Source organism: Bradyrhizobium sp. UFLA05-109 (assembly GCF_054185165.1).
Window position 1 is genome coordinate 40429 of record NZ_JBBIAR010000029.1, and the last position, 16551, is coordinate 56979.

Here is a 16551-nt window from a genome sequence, read left to right on the forward strand (position 1 = left end):
GCGTTGTCGCGAGGGAGGGGCGCTTCCCCTCCCTCTTGTGGTGCTGGTTTGCTGCATCGTTCAGCCCCAAATGACCATTCGATGAATCTTCGAACGATCATGCTTCAGCGCGAAAACGGATATAAGCAACCGATCTCTGCACGCCCTCATGAGCAGCTCGCCGAGCTGCCGCTCGCGTGTCTTGAAGGAATGCGTCGTGCAACAGTCGGCCAGCGCAAAGCCCTCGAGCTCGCCGAAGCAATCGAAGATGATCTCGGCAACCTTGCCCGTATATTCGACGACGTCGAGGCAGGGACTTGGGACTTCAACCGGCGCACCGTTGGGTGAAGGCGGGATGGCATTGGGGTCGCCCCCAAGCCCGGCGACGCGATCCGCCAGGAATGCGACATACCGCTGCAGCACGGCAAACCACCGGTTTGACGGCGCAGTCTGCTGCAATCGCCATTTCATGATCGCCAGCGTGTCTTCCTCGGGGCGCAGCATCACGGCGGACGTCGAGACCGGAATCTTGATCTGAAACGTCCCGATGACATATCGCCAGGAAAACGGTTGGCGCGGAACAGCGACGTCCGGATTGGCACTCCTCCCGTGCGTTGGCCTCTGGATCGAAACATCGCGTTTCGAGACTTGCCGCCCCACGCGCCTGACGATCACGTTGAATTCCTCGCCGGTGACGACGGTGGAGGGAAGGTCCACCGTAAGGAGACCTGCGAAGTTTTCACCCGCATTCATCGGAATCGGCACGTAGGTGACGCCACCCGTGATCTTGCACTGGATCGTATTCGCGTCTCCTGCCGTCAGGGAGTGCGCGGGATAAAGCTGCGACGCAAGCGCAAGCACGTCGGAGGCCTGAGCCTGCGGCCAATAGATCGAGGCGACGCTCCCGTGTGGAATCCTGCCCCAGTCGATCATCAGCTCGTCGACGAGCGTCTTTCGGCTGACCATGGTGCTCGGCCGGATATCGAACGTTTGCGGGATCCGGTGCGTCGAGGCGGGCCCGGGATTGTCCGAGACCGTCACCTGGAGATTGCGCTGGGCGAGCTTGTCCGACGCCTCGGGACGCGCTCCGATGAAGACCGGAGCATCATCGAACGCGATCTGTGCCACCAGACAGTGGTGAGTTCCGGCAAGCCATGCCAGAGCCTGCTGCCCGTCGATCACGTTGGCGGAGTCATAGAGGTTCAGGAAGCACCCGTAATAGGCCCAGATGCTGTCCTTCCCGCTCGCGATCTCGATATCGCGGTTGTTGACGCCGCCATTATCGTAATCGGTGTTGCTGCCGAGATTTCCCGTCGCGAAGAAGGGGAGCGTGACGTGACCGGCGCCGACCTGGGGTGAACCAGGCAAGCCCGCCGCGTCCGGATTGAAGGGGTAGGTCGTGCCCGTTTGATAATCCGTATCCGGGCTCTGCGTCACGAACAGCCTGAAGAACACGCGTGCATTGCTGGCCTCGCCGGCCGGTCCCGCGGTGCCGCGCATGCGGACTCGCGCCACCGCGAAGTTGTAGTTGTTGAAGATCTTGAACGTCGGCGGAAACGTGGTGAACTGGAGCGTGAATGGAGTTACGGAGGAATCGGCCTGCAACGCCGCCCCCTGGCTCGGGAGAATCGAGTTGAAGGGATCGACTCCCGCCGGGTCGCTGAAATTGTTGTTCAGGAACGTGAGCAGGTCCTGGATATAGGTGAACGCGCCGTTGACGCTGTCACTCGCGAACGCGGGCGCACCGGCGACCGGATGCCGGGACAAACCTGGCGTCGCGGTGAAGACCCTGAGGTCCTGGCTCAGATAGAAGACATTGTTCTGGGTCGGATCGACATTGGTGAAGTAGGGATCGGCGCCCGCCACCAATTCAAACAGCGTCGAAGCGTTCGTACCCGGCACCTGGTTGCCGTCGGTCGCAAGGAAGGCATCGAGTTCAAAGGTCTGGCTGCCGGACGCCGGGAAGTCCGCGAGCGCCGCATTCGTGAACGTGATGTCGAATGGAACGCGAATTCTCTGCTGCGCTCCGGGATCTGCACCGTTCTCGAAATCGATGTTCGGGTTCTGGGCAATCGTGACGCCGTTCAGGTTGGCAAACGCTCCGGTCGGCACCGGGACCGTGACGTTGAGAGAGCTGAACGTGTTCTTGCTGAATCCGTCGACGACGAGCCAGAACGCCTGCTCGAAAATCCCGCCGCTCGTGTTGATCACATCCTGCACTTCATCCTTGCCGAAGGTGTCCTTGTCCACCAGGAATGTCACAGTCCCGGTTGGAAGGATGCAGGCGTTGTCCGCCTTGCTCCAGTATGCCTGGACGGAGCAATTGACGCCGTTGACGTCAATCGTCGCGAACTGGTTGTTGCAGGTGTCGCCGATCTCGTCGTTGGTGACCGGCGTTCCGTCGGCATTGGTGCCGTTGACCAGGATGCTGTTGTTCGAGGTATCGACGTCGGGGTTGGTGCACGCCTCGATCAGTTCGTGGGAAAAGACCTTCGTGACGCAATTGTGCCCCGTGAGCGAGCCCGTATTGTCAACCCACGCGTAATATCCTGTGACGCCCTTGTAGGTGAAGCTCTGGTGCTGCCCCACGAAGTCGTTGGTCGTCGTCAGCTTGTTGTTGATGCCCGGTGGAACGATCACGGCATAGAACCGATTGTGGCCGGATGCCGGAGGCGGCATGCTCGTATGGTCGAGTCGATCCTTGAGCATCGTCTTGACGTCGTCATCCGTGTACTGATCTGCCGGGCTCGTGGTGTCGTTGAGATCGGTGAAGATCAGCGTGCCTTGCGCGACGCCGCGATACTGGCGCAGGCCGCCCATGTAGGGGCCCGTCAGAATGCCGATGATCGCTTGCTTGTACTCGTCGCTGGAAGGAGACGGAGCGGGTGTCGTGGTCCAGAAGCTGCCCCAGAAGACCAGAATCACCTCGACATTCGTGAGAACGTTCCCGCCGCCGTCGGTCGTGCTGGTCACCGTATAGTCTGCGGAAAACTGCTCATCGCCCGCTCTGGGTTGGCTATGCGGACGTACGCGCTCGACGATCCCGCTCAATTTTTTTGATCGGCTGGCCTTCTTGGGCATCTCTCCCTCCGCTCCACTGGCCACCCCGTTTGAAGATTACTACCTGTACGGGAGTTCCAGTGTGAACTGGCTCACCAGCCATCACGCGTCGGTCAGATCGGCGCCAAGATGCGATCATCGCGCAAAGGACAACCGATGCCGCCTCCTCCGTTTCCGAGATCATCAATCCTTTCGGACGTAGCGCCAGAGCAGATCGGCGATCTCGACGCGGCGCTGGGCTCTCGCTTTTGGTGACGACATGTCCCAGGCGAATTGCGCCTCGAAGGTGTGACGGTTGGCGACCGCGAAGAAGCTCAGCGCGTTCAGCGTCATGTGCAGCTCGATCGGATCGATGCCGGGGCGGATCACGCCGCCAGCGACGCCGCGCTCCAGCAGCTTGGCGATCTGGCTGATGCTCGGCTGCGTCATCTCCTTGAGCTTGCGGCTGACGGCGATGTGCCGTCCGCGGTGGATGTTCTCGATCGACACCAGGCGGACGAACTGCGGATGGGCCTGGTGGTAGTCAAAGGTGAATTCGGCGAGGGCGCGGATCGCAGCTTCCGGCGCCAGCGCTTCGAGGTGAAGGTCCTCCTCCGCGGCGCGCATCCCGGCATACGCCATCTCGAGCACCGCGATGAACAGCTCTTCCTTGGAGTTGAAATAGTAGAAGATCAGCCGCTTGGTCACGTCGGCGCGCGCGGCGATGGCGTCGGTGTTGCCGCCGGAGAGGCCATTCTCGGCAAACTCCTCGAAGGCGATGTCGAGAATCTCCTGCCGCGTCCGCTCGCGGTCGCGCCGCTTGATCGGCGCTGCTTTTGCGGCCCGCGCGGGCTGTTTCTTCACACTTGGCATCTGACGGTTCGATCCCTCAACCACCCGCAAGCGGGTTCGCCGCTCATCAATAGCCCAATTGCCGCCTCTTGACATTAATTATCCTATGGATTAATTAGTAATTAACCTATGGATTAATTAAGGGAGAGGCGGATGGGCTCGCATGAGCCGCAGAGTTCGGCCGAGAAGGGATGGTCCGCATGACCGCCCTCGGCCTCGCCCATCTCACGGCCCTGGACCTCGCCCCGACGGCCCTGGTCACCGAGGCCGCGCGCGCTGGTTTTGCCTCCGTCGGCCTGCGCTTCATCGCCGCGACACCGGACGGACCGGCCTATGCGACGCGGGTCGGCACCGAGACGCACCGCGCCCTCAGGCAGCTGCTGGCGGACGAGGGGGTACGGCTGAACGACATCGAGTTCGTTCAGCTCACGCCCGACATCGATGTCGCCACATTTGCCGGCGTGCTCGAAGCCGGCGCCGATCTCGGTGCCACCGCGGTCACCGCCTCGGGCGACGATCCCGATCGCTCTCGTCTCACCGCACATTTCGCCGAGCTGTGCCGGCTTGCCGCGTCGTTTGGCCTGCGCGTCGACCTCGAATTCATGCGTTGGCGGGTGATCGGCAATCTGAAGCAGGCCGAAGCGGTCGTGCGCGAGGCCGGCCAACGAAACGGCGCTATCCTGGTCGACGCCTTGCATCTTTCGCGCTCGGGCGGCGCGGCCGGAGATTTGATTTCGATTCCGGATCAGTGGCTGCGTGCCGCACAGCTCTGCGACGCCGGCGCGACCATGCCGAAGACGGATACTGCAATCATCGCCGAGGCCCGCGAGGGACGGCTACCGCCGGGCGAAGGCGCCCTGCCGCTCGGCGCGTTGCTGGACGCCCTGCCCGCCGACACCAGCCTCAGCGTCGAAATGCCGTTGCCGGCGCTGGACGCAAGGGAGCGGATCGCCACGGCATTCAACGCAACCAGGCACTTGCTCGAAGGCCGGCTCCGCGGCGCCCGACGCCGCGGCTGTTGCGGCTGGGCCTAACCAACGGAACGCATGACATGACGAGAATCAGGATTGGCGTGATCGGCGCCGGATTGATCGGGCGCAAGCATCTGCGCAAGCTCGCCGATCATAGCGACTATGAGCTCGTTGGCATCGCCGACGTGAATGCCAAGCAGGTCGCAGCCGAGCAGCCCGGCGCACGCGTGTTCGCCGATTATCGCGAGCTGCTCGACGAGGCGCGGCCGCAAGCCGTGATCATCGCCTCCCCCAATCAGCTTCACGCCGAGAACGGCATCGCTTGCGCGAGGCGCGGCATCCACATCCTGATCGAGAAGCCGGTCACCGATACGCTGCAAACCTCTGCCGATCTGACCGCCGAGGTCCGGAAGGCCGGCATCAAGTCGCTGGTCGGCCATCACCGCCGCCATCATGAGCAGGTGAAGACGTTGAGGGCGCTGCTTGCCGAGGGCCGTATCGGCGATGTCGTCGGCGTCTCGGCGATCTGGGCGACGCACAAGCCGGCGGAGTATTTCAAAATCGCGCCCTGGCGGTCGCAGGCCGGTGGTGGGCCGATCCTGATCAACCTCATCCACGAGATCGACTTCCTGCGGTTTACGATCGGCGAGATCAACGCCGTTGAGGCAATCACGGCGAACCGCCAGCGCGGCTTCGCGGTCGAGGATACCGCCGCCGCGCTGATCGAGTTCGAGAGCGGCGCACTCGGCACATTCTTTCTCAGCGACTGCGCGGCGACCCCCTGGACGACGGAGCAGGGACTCGGCGAGGCGCCGGAGTTTCCGTTCAGCGGGCAAAGCAGCTACCGCGTGATGGGCCGTCGCGGGGCGATCGAGTTTCCGAGCCTCGATCAATGGACGCAGGAAGGCGACGCGCAGGACTGGAACAAGCCGATCCAGGCTCAGGCCAACCATGCGGCTTCAGTCGATCCCTACGTCGCCCAGCTCGATCATTTCCGCGATGTCATTCGCGACGTGACGCCATCGCTGCAACCGGTCGAGGACGGCGCGCGCAGCCTGTTGGTGACGCTCGCCATCGCCGAAGCCGCGACGTCGGGACGGCGGATTGATCTGCGTGAGCGCTACGGGGCGCTCTCGACTTCATAGCGCGAGATTCTCGCCGTCGTCCGACGGACAGGAACGGGTGAAGCCACGCCAAGAGGGCCGCCTGGAGGGAGGAGCAAGATGAACTATCAGTTCGATTTCGGGCCCGTGCTCGACGGTCTGCCGGACCTGCTCTGGGGCTGCGCCGGCACTCTCGGCCTTGCGCTGTCCGGCATGGTGCTGGCGCTCATCATCGGGATCGGCGGCGTGGTGCTGCGCGATTCCCGCCTCGCGGCGCTGCGCTGGCTGGTCAGCGCGTTTGTCGAGGTGATCCGCAACACGCCGTTCCTCGGCCAGATCTACTTCGTCTTCTTCGCGCTGCCGATGGTGGGCATCCGCCTCGATCCTACGCTGACCGCGATCATCGCGCTCGGAGTCAACGGCGGCGCCTATGCGATCGAGATCATCCGCGGCGGCGTACAGTCGATCAACAAGGGGCAGATCGAGGCTGGACTGGCGCTCGGCCTGAGCCGGCCCCTGATCTTCCGCCTGATCGTCCTGAAGCCGGCCTTGCGCGCGATTTTTCCATCGCTGACCAGCCAGTTCATCATGCTGACGCTGACGACGAGCATCGCATCCGCGATTTCGGCCTATGAGCTGACCTCGGTCGGACAGGCGATCGAGACCAACACGTTCCGCAGCTTCGAGGTCTATGGCGTCGTCACGCTGCTCTATCTCGCGATGTCGTGGATGCTGATGCAGATGTTCGCGCAGATCAACGCGCGCTTCCTCAGCTATCCCCTGAAGTGAGGGCGGCCATGGACAATAACCAGCTCCTGTTCCTGCTCGGCGGCCTCAAATGGACGCTCGCCCTGTCCGCAATCGGCTTCGTGCTCGGCTCGGTCGCAGGCCTCGGCGTTGCGCTCGCGCGTACCTCAGGCATTCGCTGGCTCGAGCGCGCCACCGCCGGCTACATCGCACTGTTCCAGGGCACGCCGCTGTTGATGCAGCTCTTCGTGGTCTATTACGGGCTCGCCCTCGCCGGGCTGAAGCTCGATCCCTGGGTCTCGGTCTCGATCGGCTTCACCCTGCATGCCAGCGCCTTCCTCGGTGAAATCTGGCGGGGCTCGATCGAGGCTGTACCGCGCGGACAGGTCGAGGCCGCCAAGGCGCTCAGCCTCAATTACTTCGACCGGACGCGGGATGTCGTGCTGCCGCAGGCGATCCGAATCTCGCTGCCGGCGACGATCGGTTTCCTGGTGCAGCTGATCAAGGGCACCTCGCTCGCCGCCATCATCGGCTTCACCGAGCTGATGCGCGCCGGAACCATCGTCTCCAACCAGAACTTCAAGCCGCTGCTCGTGCTGGGTCTCGTCTGCGCGCTCTACTTCGCGCTGTGCTGGCCGCTGTCGATTTACGGCACCTGGCTCGAGCGGCGCCTCGTCACTGCGGCGCGGTGAACAATTCAACACAAACCAAGGAGGGAATGATGACCAGGAGCAGGACAACGCAACTCAATCGCCGCCAAATCCTGGCGCTCGGAGCGGGCGCCATGGCTTCGCCATTCGTGCTGTCCCGGCCGGCCTTTGCCGTGACGCCGGCGGAGATCAAGGCCCGCGGCAAGGTGCTGATCGGAATTCAGGGCGATAATCCGCCCTGGGGATTCGTCAATTCGTCAGGCAAGCAGGAAGGTCTTGACGCCGACCTCTCCGAGCTGTTTGCGAAGGAGCTCGGCGTATCCGTCGAATTTACGCCATTGGCCGTTGCCAATCGCATCCCGGCGCTGACCTCCGGACGCGTCGATATCCTGTTTGCGACCATGGCGATGCTGCCGGAGCGGGCCAAGGCGGTGCAATTCTCAAAGCCATACGGCGCCAACATCATCACCTTCATCGCGCCGAAGGAGATGGAGATCAAATCGCCGGCGGATATGGGCAAATATGTCATCGGTGTCGCGCGCGGCAGCGTGCAGGACACCGACGTGACCAAGGCGGCGCCTCCCGGCACCACCATCCGCCGTTTCGACGGCGATGCACCGACCATGCAGGCGCTGTTGTCCGGTCAGGTCCAGGCGGTCGGCGGCAACATCTTCTACGTTCCGCGCCTGAATGAATCGAAACCCGGCTATTACGAGAACAAGCTCGAATTCACAAAACTCTATAACGGCGCCTGCACGCGGCTCGGCGAGAAGGACATCAACGCCTTTGTGAACGCCTTCATCGACAAGATCATCGCCAGCGGCGAATGGGGCAAGATCTATCCGAAGTGGATGAACAACCCGCTGCCGGCCTTTCCCGACAGCATTCCCGGCATCCCCTTCACCGCCAGCTGACGGAGAGCGCCATGTCGGTCGCAACCACGGCGGAGCCGATGATCGCAATGCGCGGCGTCAACAAATGGTATGGCACGTACCAGGTGCTCACCGACATCAATCTGGCGGTCCGCGCGAGCGAGAAGATCGTTCTGTGCGGGCCGTCCGGATCGGGCAAATCCACCCTGATCCGTTGCATCAACGCGCTGGAGACCTATCAGAAGGGCGAGATCGTCGTCGACGGCGCCCATCTGGGCGGGCAGGGCAAGGCCATCGATGCCGTGCGCCGCGAGGTCGGCATGGTGTTCCAGCAATTCAACCTGTTTCCCCACATGACGGTGCTGGAGAACTGCACGCTGGCGCCGATCCGCTCGCGCGGAATACCGCGCTCCCAGGCCGAGGAGACCGCGCGACGGCTGCTCGACCGTGTAAAAATCCTCAATCAGGCGGACAAATACCCGGCGCAATTGTCCGGCGGCCAGCAGCAGCGCGCGGCGATCGCGCGTGCGCTTTGCATGGAGCCGAAAGTGATGCTGTTCGACGAGCCAACCTCGGCGCTCGACCCTGAAATGGTCAAGGAGGTGCTCGACACCATGATCGGCCTCGCAACGGACGGCATGACCATGATCTGCGTCACCCATGAAATGGGATTCGCCCGGCAGGTCGCCGACCGCGTGATCTTCATGGCGGAGGGACGGATCGTCGAGGAGGCGGAACCGGAGACCTTCTTCAGGACTCCCCAGCATGAGCGCACCAGGAAGTTTCTGGGCGAGATTCTGTCGCAGCATTGAGGGCCATTGGCGGCGACGCCGTCATCCGGTGACCAGGGCCCGGCCCGGACGCGCGAAGGTACTGCGTCCGTCTGCGACCACGGCCTCGCCTGCGACGAATACCGAGCGGATGCCCGCGGGCATTTCCGTCGGCGTCTCGAATGTCGCCTTGTCCATGATGGTGTCGTCGAACAGGGTCAGATCCGCGATCATGCCCGGCCGCAGAATGCCGCGGTCGGACAGGCCGAAGCGCTGGGCAGGCATCGCGGTCATTCGCCGGACGGCATCCTCCAAAGTCAGCCAGCCTTGCTCGCGCGTCAACCGGCCGGCGACGCGCGGGAAACTGCCATAGGCGCGCGGGTGCGGCTTGGTGCCCGGGCGCGGAATGCCGTCGGAGCCGACCATGTGCAGGCGGTGGGTGAAGGCCGCGCGCAGGTCGGCCTCATCGAGCTGGAACATGATGATGCCGGTCTGGCCCTGGTCTTCTTCGATACACCGAACCATGAGATCGAACGGCGAGATGCCGAGTTCGCGCGCGGCGTCGACCATCGACTTGCCCTCGAGCGGCTTCAGCGCGGGATTGCCAGTGCCGGAAATGCGCACATTGTGCCAGCCGATCAGCACGATCTTGGACTGCGCGGCATGCGGATCGGGATCGCCTTCCTCCACCAGCACGCGAAGCGCCTCGCGCTTGCCTGGATCGCGCAGCCGCGCGCGCAGCGCGTCGATGCCGCCCTCGAGCGCGGCCGGCGGCAGCAATTGCAGCATGTAGGAACTGCCAGCCGGATACGGATACATGTCGAAGGAGATATCGATCCCCTCCGCTCGCGCGGCCTCGAGCCGGTCGAGCGCCTTAGGGATGGCGCCCCAGTTCGGCTTTCCTGCCGACTGCAGATGCGACAGCAGACCCGCGGCGCCGGAGGCGCGCAGGATCGCGATGAATTCGTCGATCGATTTCAGCAGGCCCGCTTCGTAGCTGCGGATGTGCGCGGTAAGCAGCTTGCCATGAGCGCGCACGGTCGCTGCCAGCGCGCGCAGTTCATTGGTATCGGCATAGGCGCTCGGCGGATAGACGAGGCCGAGAGACAGGCCGGCCGCGCCCTGGCTGAGCTGCTCTGCGAGTAAAGCCTGCATGGCCGCGACCTCCTGGTCCGTGGCCGCCCGCCGTTCGTAACCGAGCACGGCGAGCCGGATCGCGGCATGCCCGACCAGGGAGACGAGGTTGAGCGCCACGCCCGGCCCTTCCAGGGCGAGCCGGTAGCCGGCGAAACTGTCGAAAACTTCGTTCGCCCGGGTTTCACCCGCGAGCCCCGAGAAGTGGAGACGCAGCATCTCGGCGGAGCCTGCGGTCGCCGGATAGAGCGAGAAGCAGCAATTGCCCACTACGAGCGTGGTCACGCCTTGCAGCGCCTTCTCGGGCCTGTCAGGCTCGCGCAGGCAGATCAGGTCGTCATGGCAGTGGGCGTCGATGAAGCCCGGCGCAAGGTAGCATCCGCGCGCGTCGACGACTTCGGCCCCGTCCGCGGGCAAGGCAGCGCCGATCGCCGCGATGCGGCTGCCGCTGATGCGCAGGTCGGCCTCGAACCACGGCGCGCCGGTGCCGTCGATCAGGCGGGCATTGCGGATCAGGGTATCCCTACCTTGGTTCGAACCTTGGGGCATGCTCCCCTCCTTAGTGGACGGCCACGACGTCTCGCGGCACTTCCTCGGCGAAATCGGGAATCGATTCGATCCGTCCCAGCACCACGACATAGAAGAAGATGCCGATCAGCAGCACGACGCCGGCGATCATGAAAGCGCCGGCAAAGGATTGAGTCCAGTCGACCACGATTCCGGTCACGATCGGCGCGAGCACGCCCATCATGTTGTTGGTGAAATTGAGAATGCCGCCGACCGTTCCCGCGCCGCCCTTGGGCGCGATCAGCGACACGATCGAGGACCCGACCGGCGCCGCGGCGGACAGCCCCGAGATCGCGATCGACAGCCACAGCAGCGCCCAGCCCGGCTTCACGGTGAACGCGGCGCCGATCACGGCGAGCCCCATCAGCATGCCGACGATGATCACCGACTGGCGCACCCTCGTGCTGTCGTAGCCACGCGCGATCAAATGATCCACCAGGAACCCGCCGATCAGAAGGTCCGACAACGTCGCGAAGATCCAGGGGATCGTCGAATAGCCCGCGGCCGACATCAGGTTCATATGCATGGTCTGGGCGAGATAGCCCGGGAGCCAGGTGAGGAAGAGATAGAAGGTGTAGCCATAGGCTGAGAACCCGATGGTCAGCCCCCAGACCTTGCGGTTGCGCAAGAGGTAGCCGAGCATGCGGCTCTGCCCGGCCGTCGCGGGGCCTTCCGGCGTGCCGCCGCCGGCGACGATATAGTCATGCTCGGCCTTGGAGAGTTTCGGATCCTCGCTCGGATTTCGATAGATGACGTAATAGGCGACGAAATACAAAAAGCTCAGCAGCGCCGTGACACCGAAGCCCCAGCGCCAGCCGTAGAGAAAGATCACATAGGCAACCAGCGGCACGCCGATCACGTTGGAGAATTTGGCGGCGGAATCGAAGATCGCGGTCGAACGCGCGCGCTCGTCGAGCGGAAACCAGTGGCCAGTCGCCTTCTGACTTGCCGGAAACGCCGGCGCTTCGGCGACCCCGAGCAACAAGCGCGCGCCGAAGATACCGTAAAGTCCGCTGGCGAGCGCGGTGATGGTGGCGGCGACCGCCCACAGGAAGCTCGAGGCCCGGCCGACCTTGGTGACGCCAAAGCGGTCGAGCACCATGCCGCCGGGAACCTGCAGCAGCGAATAGGTCCAGAAGAACGCGCTGCCGAGCAGGCCGATGTCGGTGGCGGTGAGGCCAAGCTCCCTGGTGAGCTCGGGCGTCGCGGCGGAGAGTCCGACGCGATCGATGTAGTTGATGAGAATTCCGACGCCGAGGAGACAACCGATCAGCCATCGTCGCCCGGGTACCTGTCGGCTTGCGTTCGCCATTTTGAATCCTCTCTAGACCGCCGAATCCTGTCTTTCGTCTCGTCGAAACACGGGACCGAAAGAGCTTTCGCCGCGCCAGTTATTGCATTGTCTCTTATAGTGGACAACGTTACCTTATAGCGTCATGCTAGATATTCCCGAGCCGTGATGTCAAGTCCAGACATTCCAGACTGCCTCACCTGAATGCGTCGCGCACGCGGCAATGACCGCGCGAGGACAGTGCACGACACGATGCGGATGCATCGTGGGTTGTGCTGCCTGGCGACTCGGCTCAGTTGCGATCTGAGAGTTCGGTTGCGGTGGCGACCAGGTCGTCGAGCAGCGCAGTCCTGCGTTCCTTCAGCGAGTCCGCGGGAACGACGAAGCAAAGCGTCGCGACCGCGACCCCCTTCTTGTCACGGATGGGCGCGGCCAGACACGACGTAAACCGATCGGAAAGTGCCGTCGTCACGCATCTGCCCTCGCGCCTCGCGCGCGCGACATCCTTGATGAAATCACCGACATCGAGCAGGCGTCCGTCCGGAAGACGAAAATCCTCTTTCGGAACGAACGCGCGAATCTCCGAAGGGCTCATGTGATCCAGCAGCAACCTGCCGGATGCGGTCCACGGCAGCGGCACCTCGATGCCGACATCCGTCGTGATCCGGAACAGGCCCGACCCGTCCCTTGTATCGACCACCACGTATTTGCGACCACGTAGCGCGCAGAGTTGCGCGGTCGCGCTATGCTGGGTCGCCAGCCGGTCGAGGGCTTCGCGGCACCGGCGATGCAGGGGATTGGCTTCCGCATAGGCCTGGCCGTAGAGATGCACCGCCTTGCCGAAATAGACCTGACCGCCCTCGCCAACGCTCTCCAGCAAGTCCGCCTCGATCAGGCGGTTGGCGATGGCATAGACCGTCGACCGCGGCGCGCCCATTTGCTTCGCGAGGTCGCTGAGCCTGGAGGGCGCGCGCAAATGCAGCAGCGCTTCCAGGAGATCGATGGTCCGATCAATCCCGTTCTGGCGTTCCGCGGGCTCGGCGCCCTTTTTGGATGCGGCCAAACTTCACACGTCCTTTCGTCACGTTCGCGCCCGCGGCTTTTGGCACAAACCGCATCGACAGTATAGCGTCCGGCATTCGGGATCGATCAATCGGCGTTGGATGAGCTCACGCCCTCCTCTACCCCCGCGCCTTGCTCCAGTCGGGGCCGACCGGGCCCGACACGCCTTCGAACGCGCCATCGACGAGCTCGAAGACGAGAATGCGGCTGGCGTCGACCGGGCCGGGCATGGTGATGCGGCCCTTCGGCACCGGCTTGAAGCCGACGCGCTCGTAATAGGGCTCGTCGCCGATCAGCAGCACGATGGCATGGCCGTGCGCCTTCGCATCCTCCAGCGCGCGCTCGAGCAGGAGACGGCCGACGCCGCGGCCGCGGAACGGCGGCTCGACCGTGAGCGGGCCGAGCAGCAGCGCCTTGGTGTCGCCGATCGTGATCGGCAGTTGGCGCACCGAGCCCACCATCAGCGTGCCGATGCGGGCGGTGAAGGAGAGCTCGAGCAAATGGTCGACATGCTCGCGGATGCGGTAGGCGCTGAGCACGAAGCGGCCGGGTCCGAAGGTGCGCTCGTGCAGCCGCTCGATCGCCTGCGCATCGCCGACGGCCTCGGGAAGGATGGTGACGGAGAGATCGTTCATCTGAGCACAGCGTTTTCGAGCGAAGTGGGCACCGGTTCGCGTTAAGAAAACGCGTCAATACAAGGAGCGGGTTAGCATCTGGGAGCACGGAGGTCCACCGGCGCGGCACTCAACTTCAGTTCCTTTTCAGCGCCGGCCGGGACAGGTAAGCGAGCATCTTCATTTCCCGCCGTCCCCGCGTCACCGTGTCCAGCACGAGGCCCGAAGACACCGACAAGAGTGCCATGATCATCAGGCCCATCGACAGCACGGCGGTCGGCAGGCGCGGCACGAGGCCGGTCTCGATGAAGGTGATCACAATCGGGATCGCCAGGATGATCGACATCAGCGCCAGCAGGATTCCGATCATCGTGAAGAAGCGCAGCGGCCGCTCGGAGCGGTAGAGCTTGAGCATGGTACCGAGGATGCGAAAACCGTCGCGCCAGGTGTTGAGCTTCGAGAACGAGCCTTCGGGGCGCGCGTAATAGGGCGTCTCGACCTCGGCGACCGGCAGCGACAGCTCGAGCGCATAGACCGCAAGCTCGGTCTCGATCTCGAAGCCGTCGGAGAGCACGGGGAAGGACTTGACGAAGCGGCGCGAGAACACGCGGTAGCCGGACAGGATGTCCTTGAAGGCCTGGCCGAAGGTCGACGACAGGAAGCCGGTCAGCATGCGGTTACCGGTGCGATGGCCGAGCCGGTAGGCGGCCTGTGCCTGATCGATACGAAGGCCGACCACCATGTCGAGATGCTCGTCGAGAAGCTTGTCGATCATGCGCGATGAGCTCGGCGCATCATAGGTCGCATCGCCGTCGACCAGCACATAGACGTCGGCTTCGACGTCGGCGAACATGCGGCGCACCACGTGGCCCTTGCCCTGCCGCCGCTCGCTGCGCACGATCGCACCGGCGTCGCGCGCGACGCTTGCGGTGCGGTCGCGCGAATTGTTGTCGTAGACATAGATCTCGGCCGAGGGCAGCGCCTTGCGGAAATCGGCGACGACGGTGGCCACGGCCGCCTCCTCGTTGTAGCAGGGCACCAGCACGGCGATGCGAAGGTCAGTCGATGTCATCGCGACAGCGCTCCAGCGCTTGCGGCCCCATGACGGAGCGGCACCTCTTCAGAGGCTTCCACCGGCTGCATCAACGCGGCAAAGGACGTGCTCCACAACGTCAGCATCGCGATCGGCACGACGTAGTAGGGCGTGAAGACCGGGTGGCTCAGGAAGAACACGAGATTAACCAGGAGATTGCCGGCAGCAACGAGCGCGACTTGGCGTACGCCGCCCTCGCCCGTCCGCAGCAGCCAGGCGGTCGCGCCGATCGCAAGCACGATCAGAACGAACTGCATGTCGTGCAGATACTGGCCGAGCACAGCAACGCTGAAGGCCGGCGCGACGACGTCGGCGCTGCCATAGGTGGTGGCGAGCGGACTGCCGGCGTTGACGGCCTGGGCCACCAGGGTCGGCGACATACCGGCCAGAACAGCAATGCCGAAGCCGAGGCCCTGTGCAAAGGTGATGAACTTGCGCGACCACACGAAGGGAATACCGAGGAACAGGAAATAGCCGGCCGCAAGTAGCGCATTGGGCAAGCGGAAATTGACCGAGAGCCCTAACAGGAGCCCGATCAGCACGGCGGGCCACAGGCTCTGCCGCGCCCTGACCAGCCACCATGCGGTCAAGAATCCCGCGGCAGCGCAGACCGCCATGGTCGGTGCGATCGAATAGCTCGCCTTGGCCGGGTTTATCATGAGATAGACGGCGAGCGCGCCGAACAGGCCGGCACCCGCAGTCAACGGCAGCGTACGCGCCGAGAAGATGCCGAGCAGCGCAAGGGCACAGACGATCAGACTCGCGCTGACATAGAGCGGCACCACCTGATGTCCTTCCGGAAACAGCGCCAGCAGTGCGCCCGTGCCGGGCGGATATTGCAGCACGAATTTGTCACCCGGCATCGGCGTATGGCAGGGCCAGCGCGCTGGCTCCTGCCATTCGGCGTAGGCGATCTCCTGCAGCTTGCCCCGGAAATAATGATCGTAGTCCAGCGCAGCATTCGTGTTGAGTCCACCGATGCCGAAGCGCTGGAACAGATGGGCCTGACGCAGATAGCAGACATCGTCATAGACACCGCGCGCCTCGTTCCAGCGCGACATCGTCACGATGTTGCTGGCGAGGATCGCAAGGCAGATCAGGCCGAAGGTAATTTTGAGGCTCTTCATCCGTTGTCCATGACGCGCTTAAGGACGCAACAGCGCCCTGGCGGGACGCGCCGCCCTACTAGCATAGCCGCACCTCATCGCCACGTCGCAATCTGCGGACGGCCCTCCAGCACCTCCGCAATCCGCAGCCGCGTGCCGGGCGTGGTGCCCTCGGGCAGGGCCGAGCTTGCGAAGAATCCGCATTCGACGATCTCGCGGTTGGGCTTCGGCAGGCGGTCCTGCCTGAACTCCCTGACCACATAGACCGCGACATGGTCGCGGCGCGAGACGTGACCGTTGAGGAAAATGCCGTGCAGCATCGGCTCTCCGGTGAGGTCGATATCGCCCTCCTCCTTCAATTCGCGCCGCATCGCAGCTTCCATTGTTTCGCCGAGATCGACACCGCCGCCCGGCAGATACCAGCCATTGACATAGCTGTGCCTGACCAGGAAGACGCGATTGTCCCGATCGAGCACCACGGCGCGGACGCCGAGCGTCATGCCGCGGGCAAGCAGGAAGTAGGAGTGGAAGACACGCCGCAGCAGGTATTCGTATCTCCGTCGCATCTGGTCCAGACGTCCTGTCATCAGGCTCCTTCCAAAACTCCCTGCAAGCTTTCCTTGAAGCTTTCCTTGAAGCTTTCCTTGAAGCTTTCCTTGAAGCTTTCCTTGAAGCTTTCCTTGAAGCTTTCCTTGAAGCTT

Annotated in this window: 15 protein-coding genes; 6 read left to right on the forward strand and 9 right to left on the reverse strand. The window is 63.6% G+C overall.

All coding sequences use genetic code 11. The features are described from left to right. Positions 1-60: 60 nt before the first annotated feature. Together Q3C01_RS21825 and Q3C01_RS21830 are read right to left on the reverse strand one after the other, a co-directional pair. Positions 61-3060 carry a hypothetical protein gene (locus Q3C01_RS21825; protein ID WP_458147361.1) on the reverse strand — a complete coding sequence of 1000 codons (3000 nt, stop codon included), beginning with the start codon at positions 3058-3060 and terminating at the stop codon, positions 61-63. A 162-nt stretch (positions 3061-3222) separates the two neighbouring features. Further along, positions 3223-3891, reverse strand: a complete 669-nt coding sequence (locus Q3C01_RS21830; RefSeq protein ID WP_458147362.1) for a TetR/AcrR family transcriptional regulator — start codon at positions 3889-3891, stop codon at positions 3223-3225. A gap of 179 nt (positions 3892-4070) precedes the next feature. Between Q3C01_RS21830 and Q3C01_RS21835 the strand changes: the two genes are divergently transcribed. The 6 genes from Q3C01_RS21835 (at position 4071) to Q3C01_RS21860 (ending at position 9025) form a co-directional block, all read left to right on the forward strand. Continuing rightward, positions 4071-4904, forward strand: coding sequence for a sugar phosphate isomerase/epimerase family protein (locus Q3C01_RS21835; protein ID WP_458147363.1), 834 nt, complete (start codon positions 4071-4073; stop codon positions 4902-4904). A 17-nt stretch (positions 4905-4921) separates the two neighbouring features. After that, on the forward strand, positions 4922-5986 hold the full coding sequence (locus tag Q3C01_RS21840; RefSeq protein ID WP_458147364.1) for a Gfo/Idh/MocA family protein: 1065 nt from the start codon (positions 4922-4924) through the stop codon (positions 5984-5986). A gap of 78 nt (positions 5987-6064) precedes the next feature. Then, complete coding sequence (locus Q3C01_RS21845; protein ID WP_458147365.1) at positions 6065-6733, forward strand: amino acid ABC transporter permease; 669 nt, start codon at positions 6065-6067, stop codon at positions 6731-6733. Between the two features lie 8 nt (positions 6734-6741). Beyond that, on the forward strand, positions 6742-7383 hold the full coding sequence (locus Q3C01_RS21850) for an amino acid ABC transporter permease (RefSeq protein ID WP_458147366.1): 642 nt from the start codon (positions 6742-6744) through the stop codon (positions 7381-7383). A 26-nt stretch (positions 7384-7409) separates the two neighbouring features. Then, a complete protein-coding gene (locus Q3C01_RS21855; protein WP_458147367.1) occupies positions 7410-8255 on the forward strand; it encodes a transporter substrate-binding domain-containing protein in 846 nt (281 codons plus the stop codon). 11 nt (positions 8256-8266) lie between these two features. Beyond that, on the forward strand, positions 8267-9025 hold the full coding sequence (locus Q3C01_RS21860) for an amino acid ABC transporter ATP-binding protein (RefSeq protein WP_458147368.1): 759 nt from the start codon (positions 8267-8269) through the stop codon (positions 9023-9025). Between the two features lie 21 nt (positions 9026-9046). On the opposite strand, the gene Q3C01_RS21865 is transcribed toward Q3C01_RS21860, so the two are convergent. From Q3C01_RS21865 to Q3C01_RS21895, 7 genes are all read right to left on the reverse strand, one after another. Then, positions 9047-10666, reverse strand: a complete 1620-nt coding sequence (locus Q3C01_RS21865) for an N-acyl-D-amino-acid deacylase family protein (RefSeq protein ID WP_458147369.1) — start codon at positions 10664-10666, stop codon at positions 9047-9049. 10 nt (positions 10667-10676) lie between these two features. Next, positions 10677-11996 carry an MFS transporter gene (locus Q3C01_RS21870; RefSeq protein ID WP_458147370.1) on the reverse strand — a complete coding sequence of 440 codons (1320 nt, stop codon included), beginning with the start codon at positions 11994-11996 and terminating at the stop codon, positions 10677-10679. Positions 11997-12267: 271 nt separating this feature from the next. Beyond that, a complete protein-coding gene (locus Q3C01_RS21875) occupies positions 12268-13038 on the reverse strand; it encodes an IclR family transcriptional regulator (protein ID WP_458147371.1) in 771 nt (256 codons plus the stop codon). 118 nt (positions 13039-13156) lie between these two features. Continuing rightward, positions 13157-13672, reverse strand: coding sequence for a GNAT family N-acetyltransferase (locus Q3C01_RS21880; RefSeq protein WP_458147372.1), 516 nt, complete (start codon positions 13670-13672; stop codon positions 13157-13159). Positions 13673-13787: 115 nt separating this feature from the next. Further along, a complete protein-coding gene (locus Q3C01_RS21885) occupies positions 13788-14723 on the reverse strand; it encodes a glycosyltransferase family 2 protein (RefSeq protein ID WP_458147373.1) in 936 nt (311 codons plus the stop codon). Beyond that, complete coding sequence (locus tag Q3C01_RS21890) at positions 14720-15871, reverse strand: hypothetical protein (RefSeq protein ID WP_458147374.1); 1152 nt, start codon at positions 15869-15871, stop codon at positions 14720-14722. The genes Q3C01_RS21885 and Q3C01_RS21890 overlap by 4 nt, the downstream gene beginning before the upstream one ends. A 74-nt stretch (positions 15872-15945) precedes the next feature. Beyond that, positions 15946-16437, reverse strand: a complete 492-nt coding sequence (locus Q3C01_RS21895) for an NUDIX domain-containing protein (RefSeq protein ID WP_458147375.1) — start codon at positions 16435-16437, stop codon at positions 15946-15948. Positions 16438-16551 lie beyond the last annotated feature (114 nt).

Excerpts from the sequence above, each read along its gene's own strand:
- Q3C01_RS21825 (WP_458147361.1), bottom strand. The coding sequence starts at position 3,060 with ATGCCCAAGAAGGCCAGCCGATCAAAAAAATTGAGCGGGATCGTCGAG.
- Q3C01_RS21830 (WP_458147362.1), bottom strand. The coding sequence starts at position 3,891 with ATGCCAAGTGTGAAGAAACAGCCCGCGCGGGCCGCAAAAGCAGCGCCG.
- Q3C01_RS21835 (WP_458147363.1), top strand. The coding sequence starts at position 4,071 with ATGACCGCCCTCGGCCTCGCCCATCTCACGGCCCTGGACCTCGCCCCG.
- Q3C01_RS21840 (WP_458147364.1), top strand. The coding sequence starts at position 4,922 with ATGACGAGAATCAGGATTGGCGTGATCGGCGCCGGATTGATCGGGCGC.
- Q3C01_RS21845 (WP_458147365.1), top strand. The coding sequence starts at position 6,065 with ATGAACTATCAGTTCGATTTCGGGCCCGTGCTCGACGGTCTGCCGGAC.
- Q3C01_RS21850 (WP_458147366.1), top strand. The coding sequence starts at position 6,742 with ATGGACAATAACCAGCTCCTGTTCCTGCTCGGCGGCCTCAAATGGACG.
- Q3C01_RS21855 (WP_458147367.1), top strand. The coding sequence starts at position 7,410 with ATGATGACCAGGAGCAGGACAACGCAACTCAATCGCCGCCAAATCCTG.
- Q3C01_RS21860 (WP_458147368.1), top strand. The coding sequence starts at position 8,267 with ATGTCGGTCGCAACCACGGCGGAGCCGATGATCGCAATGCGCGGCGTC.
- Q3C01_RS21865 (WP_458147369.1), bottom strand. The coding sequence starts at position 10,666 with ATGCCCCAAGGTTCGAACCAAGGTAGGGATACCCTGATCCGCAATGCC.
- Q3C01_RS21870 (WP_458147370.1), bottom strand. The coding sequence starts at position 11,996 with ATGGCGAACGCAAGCCGACAGGTACCCGGGCGACGATGGCTGATCGGT.
- Q3C01_RS21880 (WP_458147372.1), bottom strand. The coding sequence starts at position 13,672 with ATGAACGATCTCTCCGTCACCATCCTTCCCGAGGCCGTCGGCGATGCG.
- Q3C01_RS21885 (WP_458147373.1), bottom strand. The coding sequence starts at position 14,723 with ATGACATCGACTGACCTTCGCATCGCCGTGCTGGTGCCCTGCTACAAC.
- Q3C01_RS21890 (WP_458147374.1), bottom strand. The coding sequence starts at position 15,871 with ATGAAGAGCCTCAAAATTACCTTCGGCCTGATCTGCCTTGCGATCCTC.
- Q3C01_RS21895 (WP_458147375.1), bottom strand. The coding sequence starts at position 16,437 with ATGACAGGACGTCTGGACCAGATGCGACGGAGATACGAATACCTGCTG.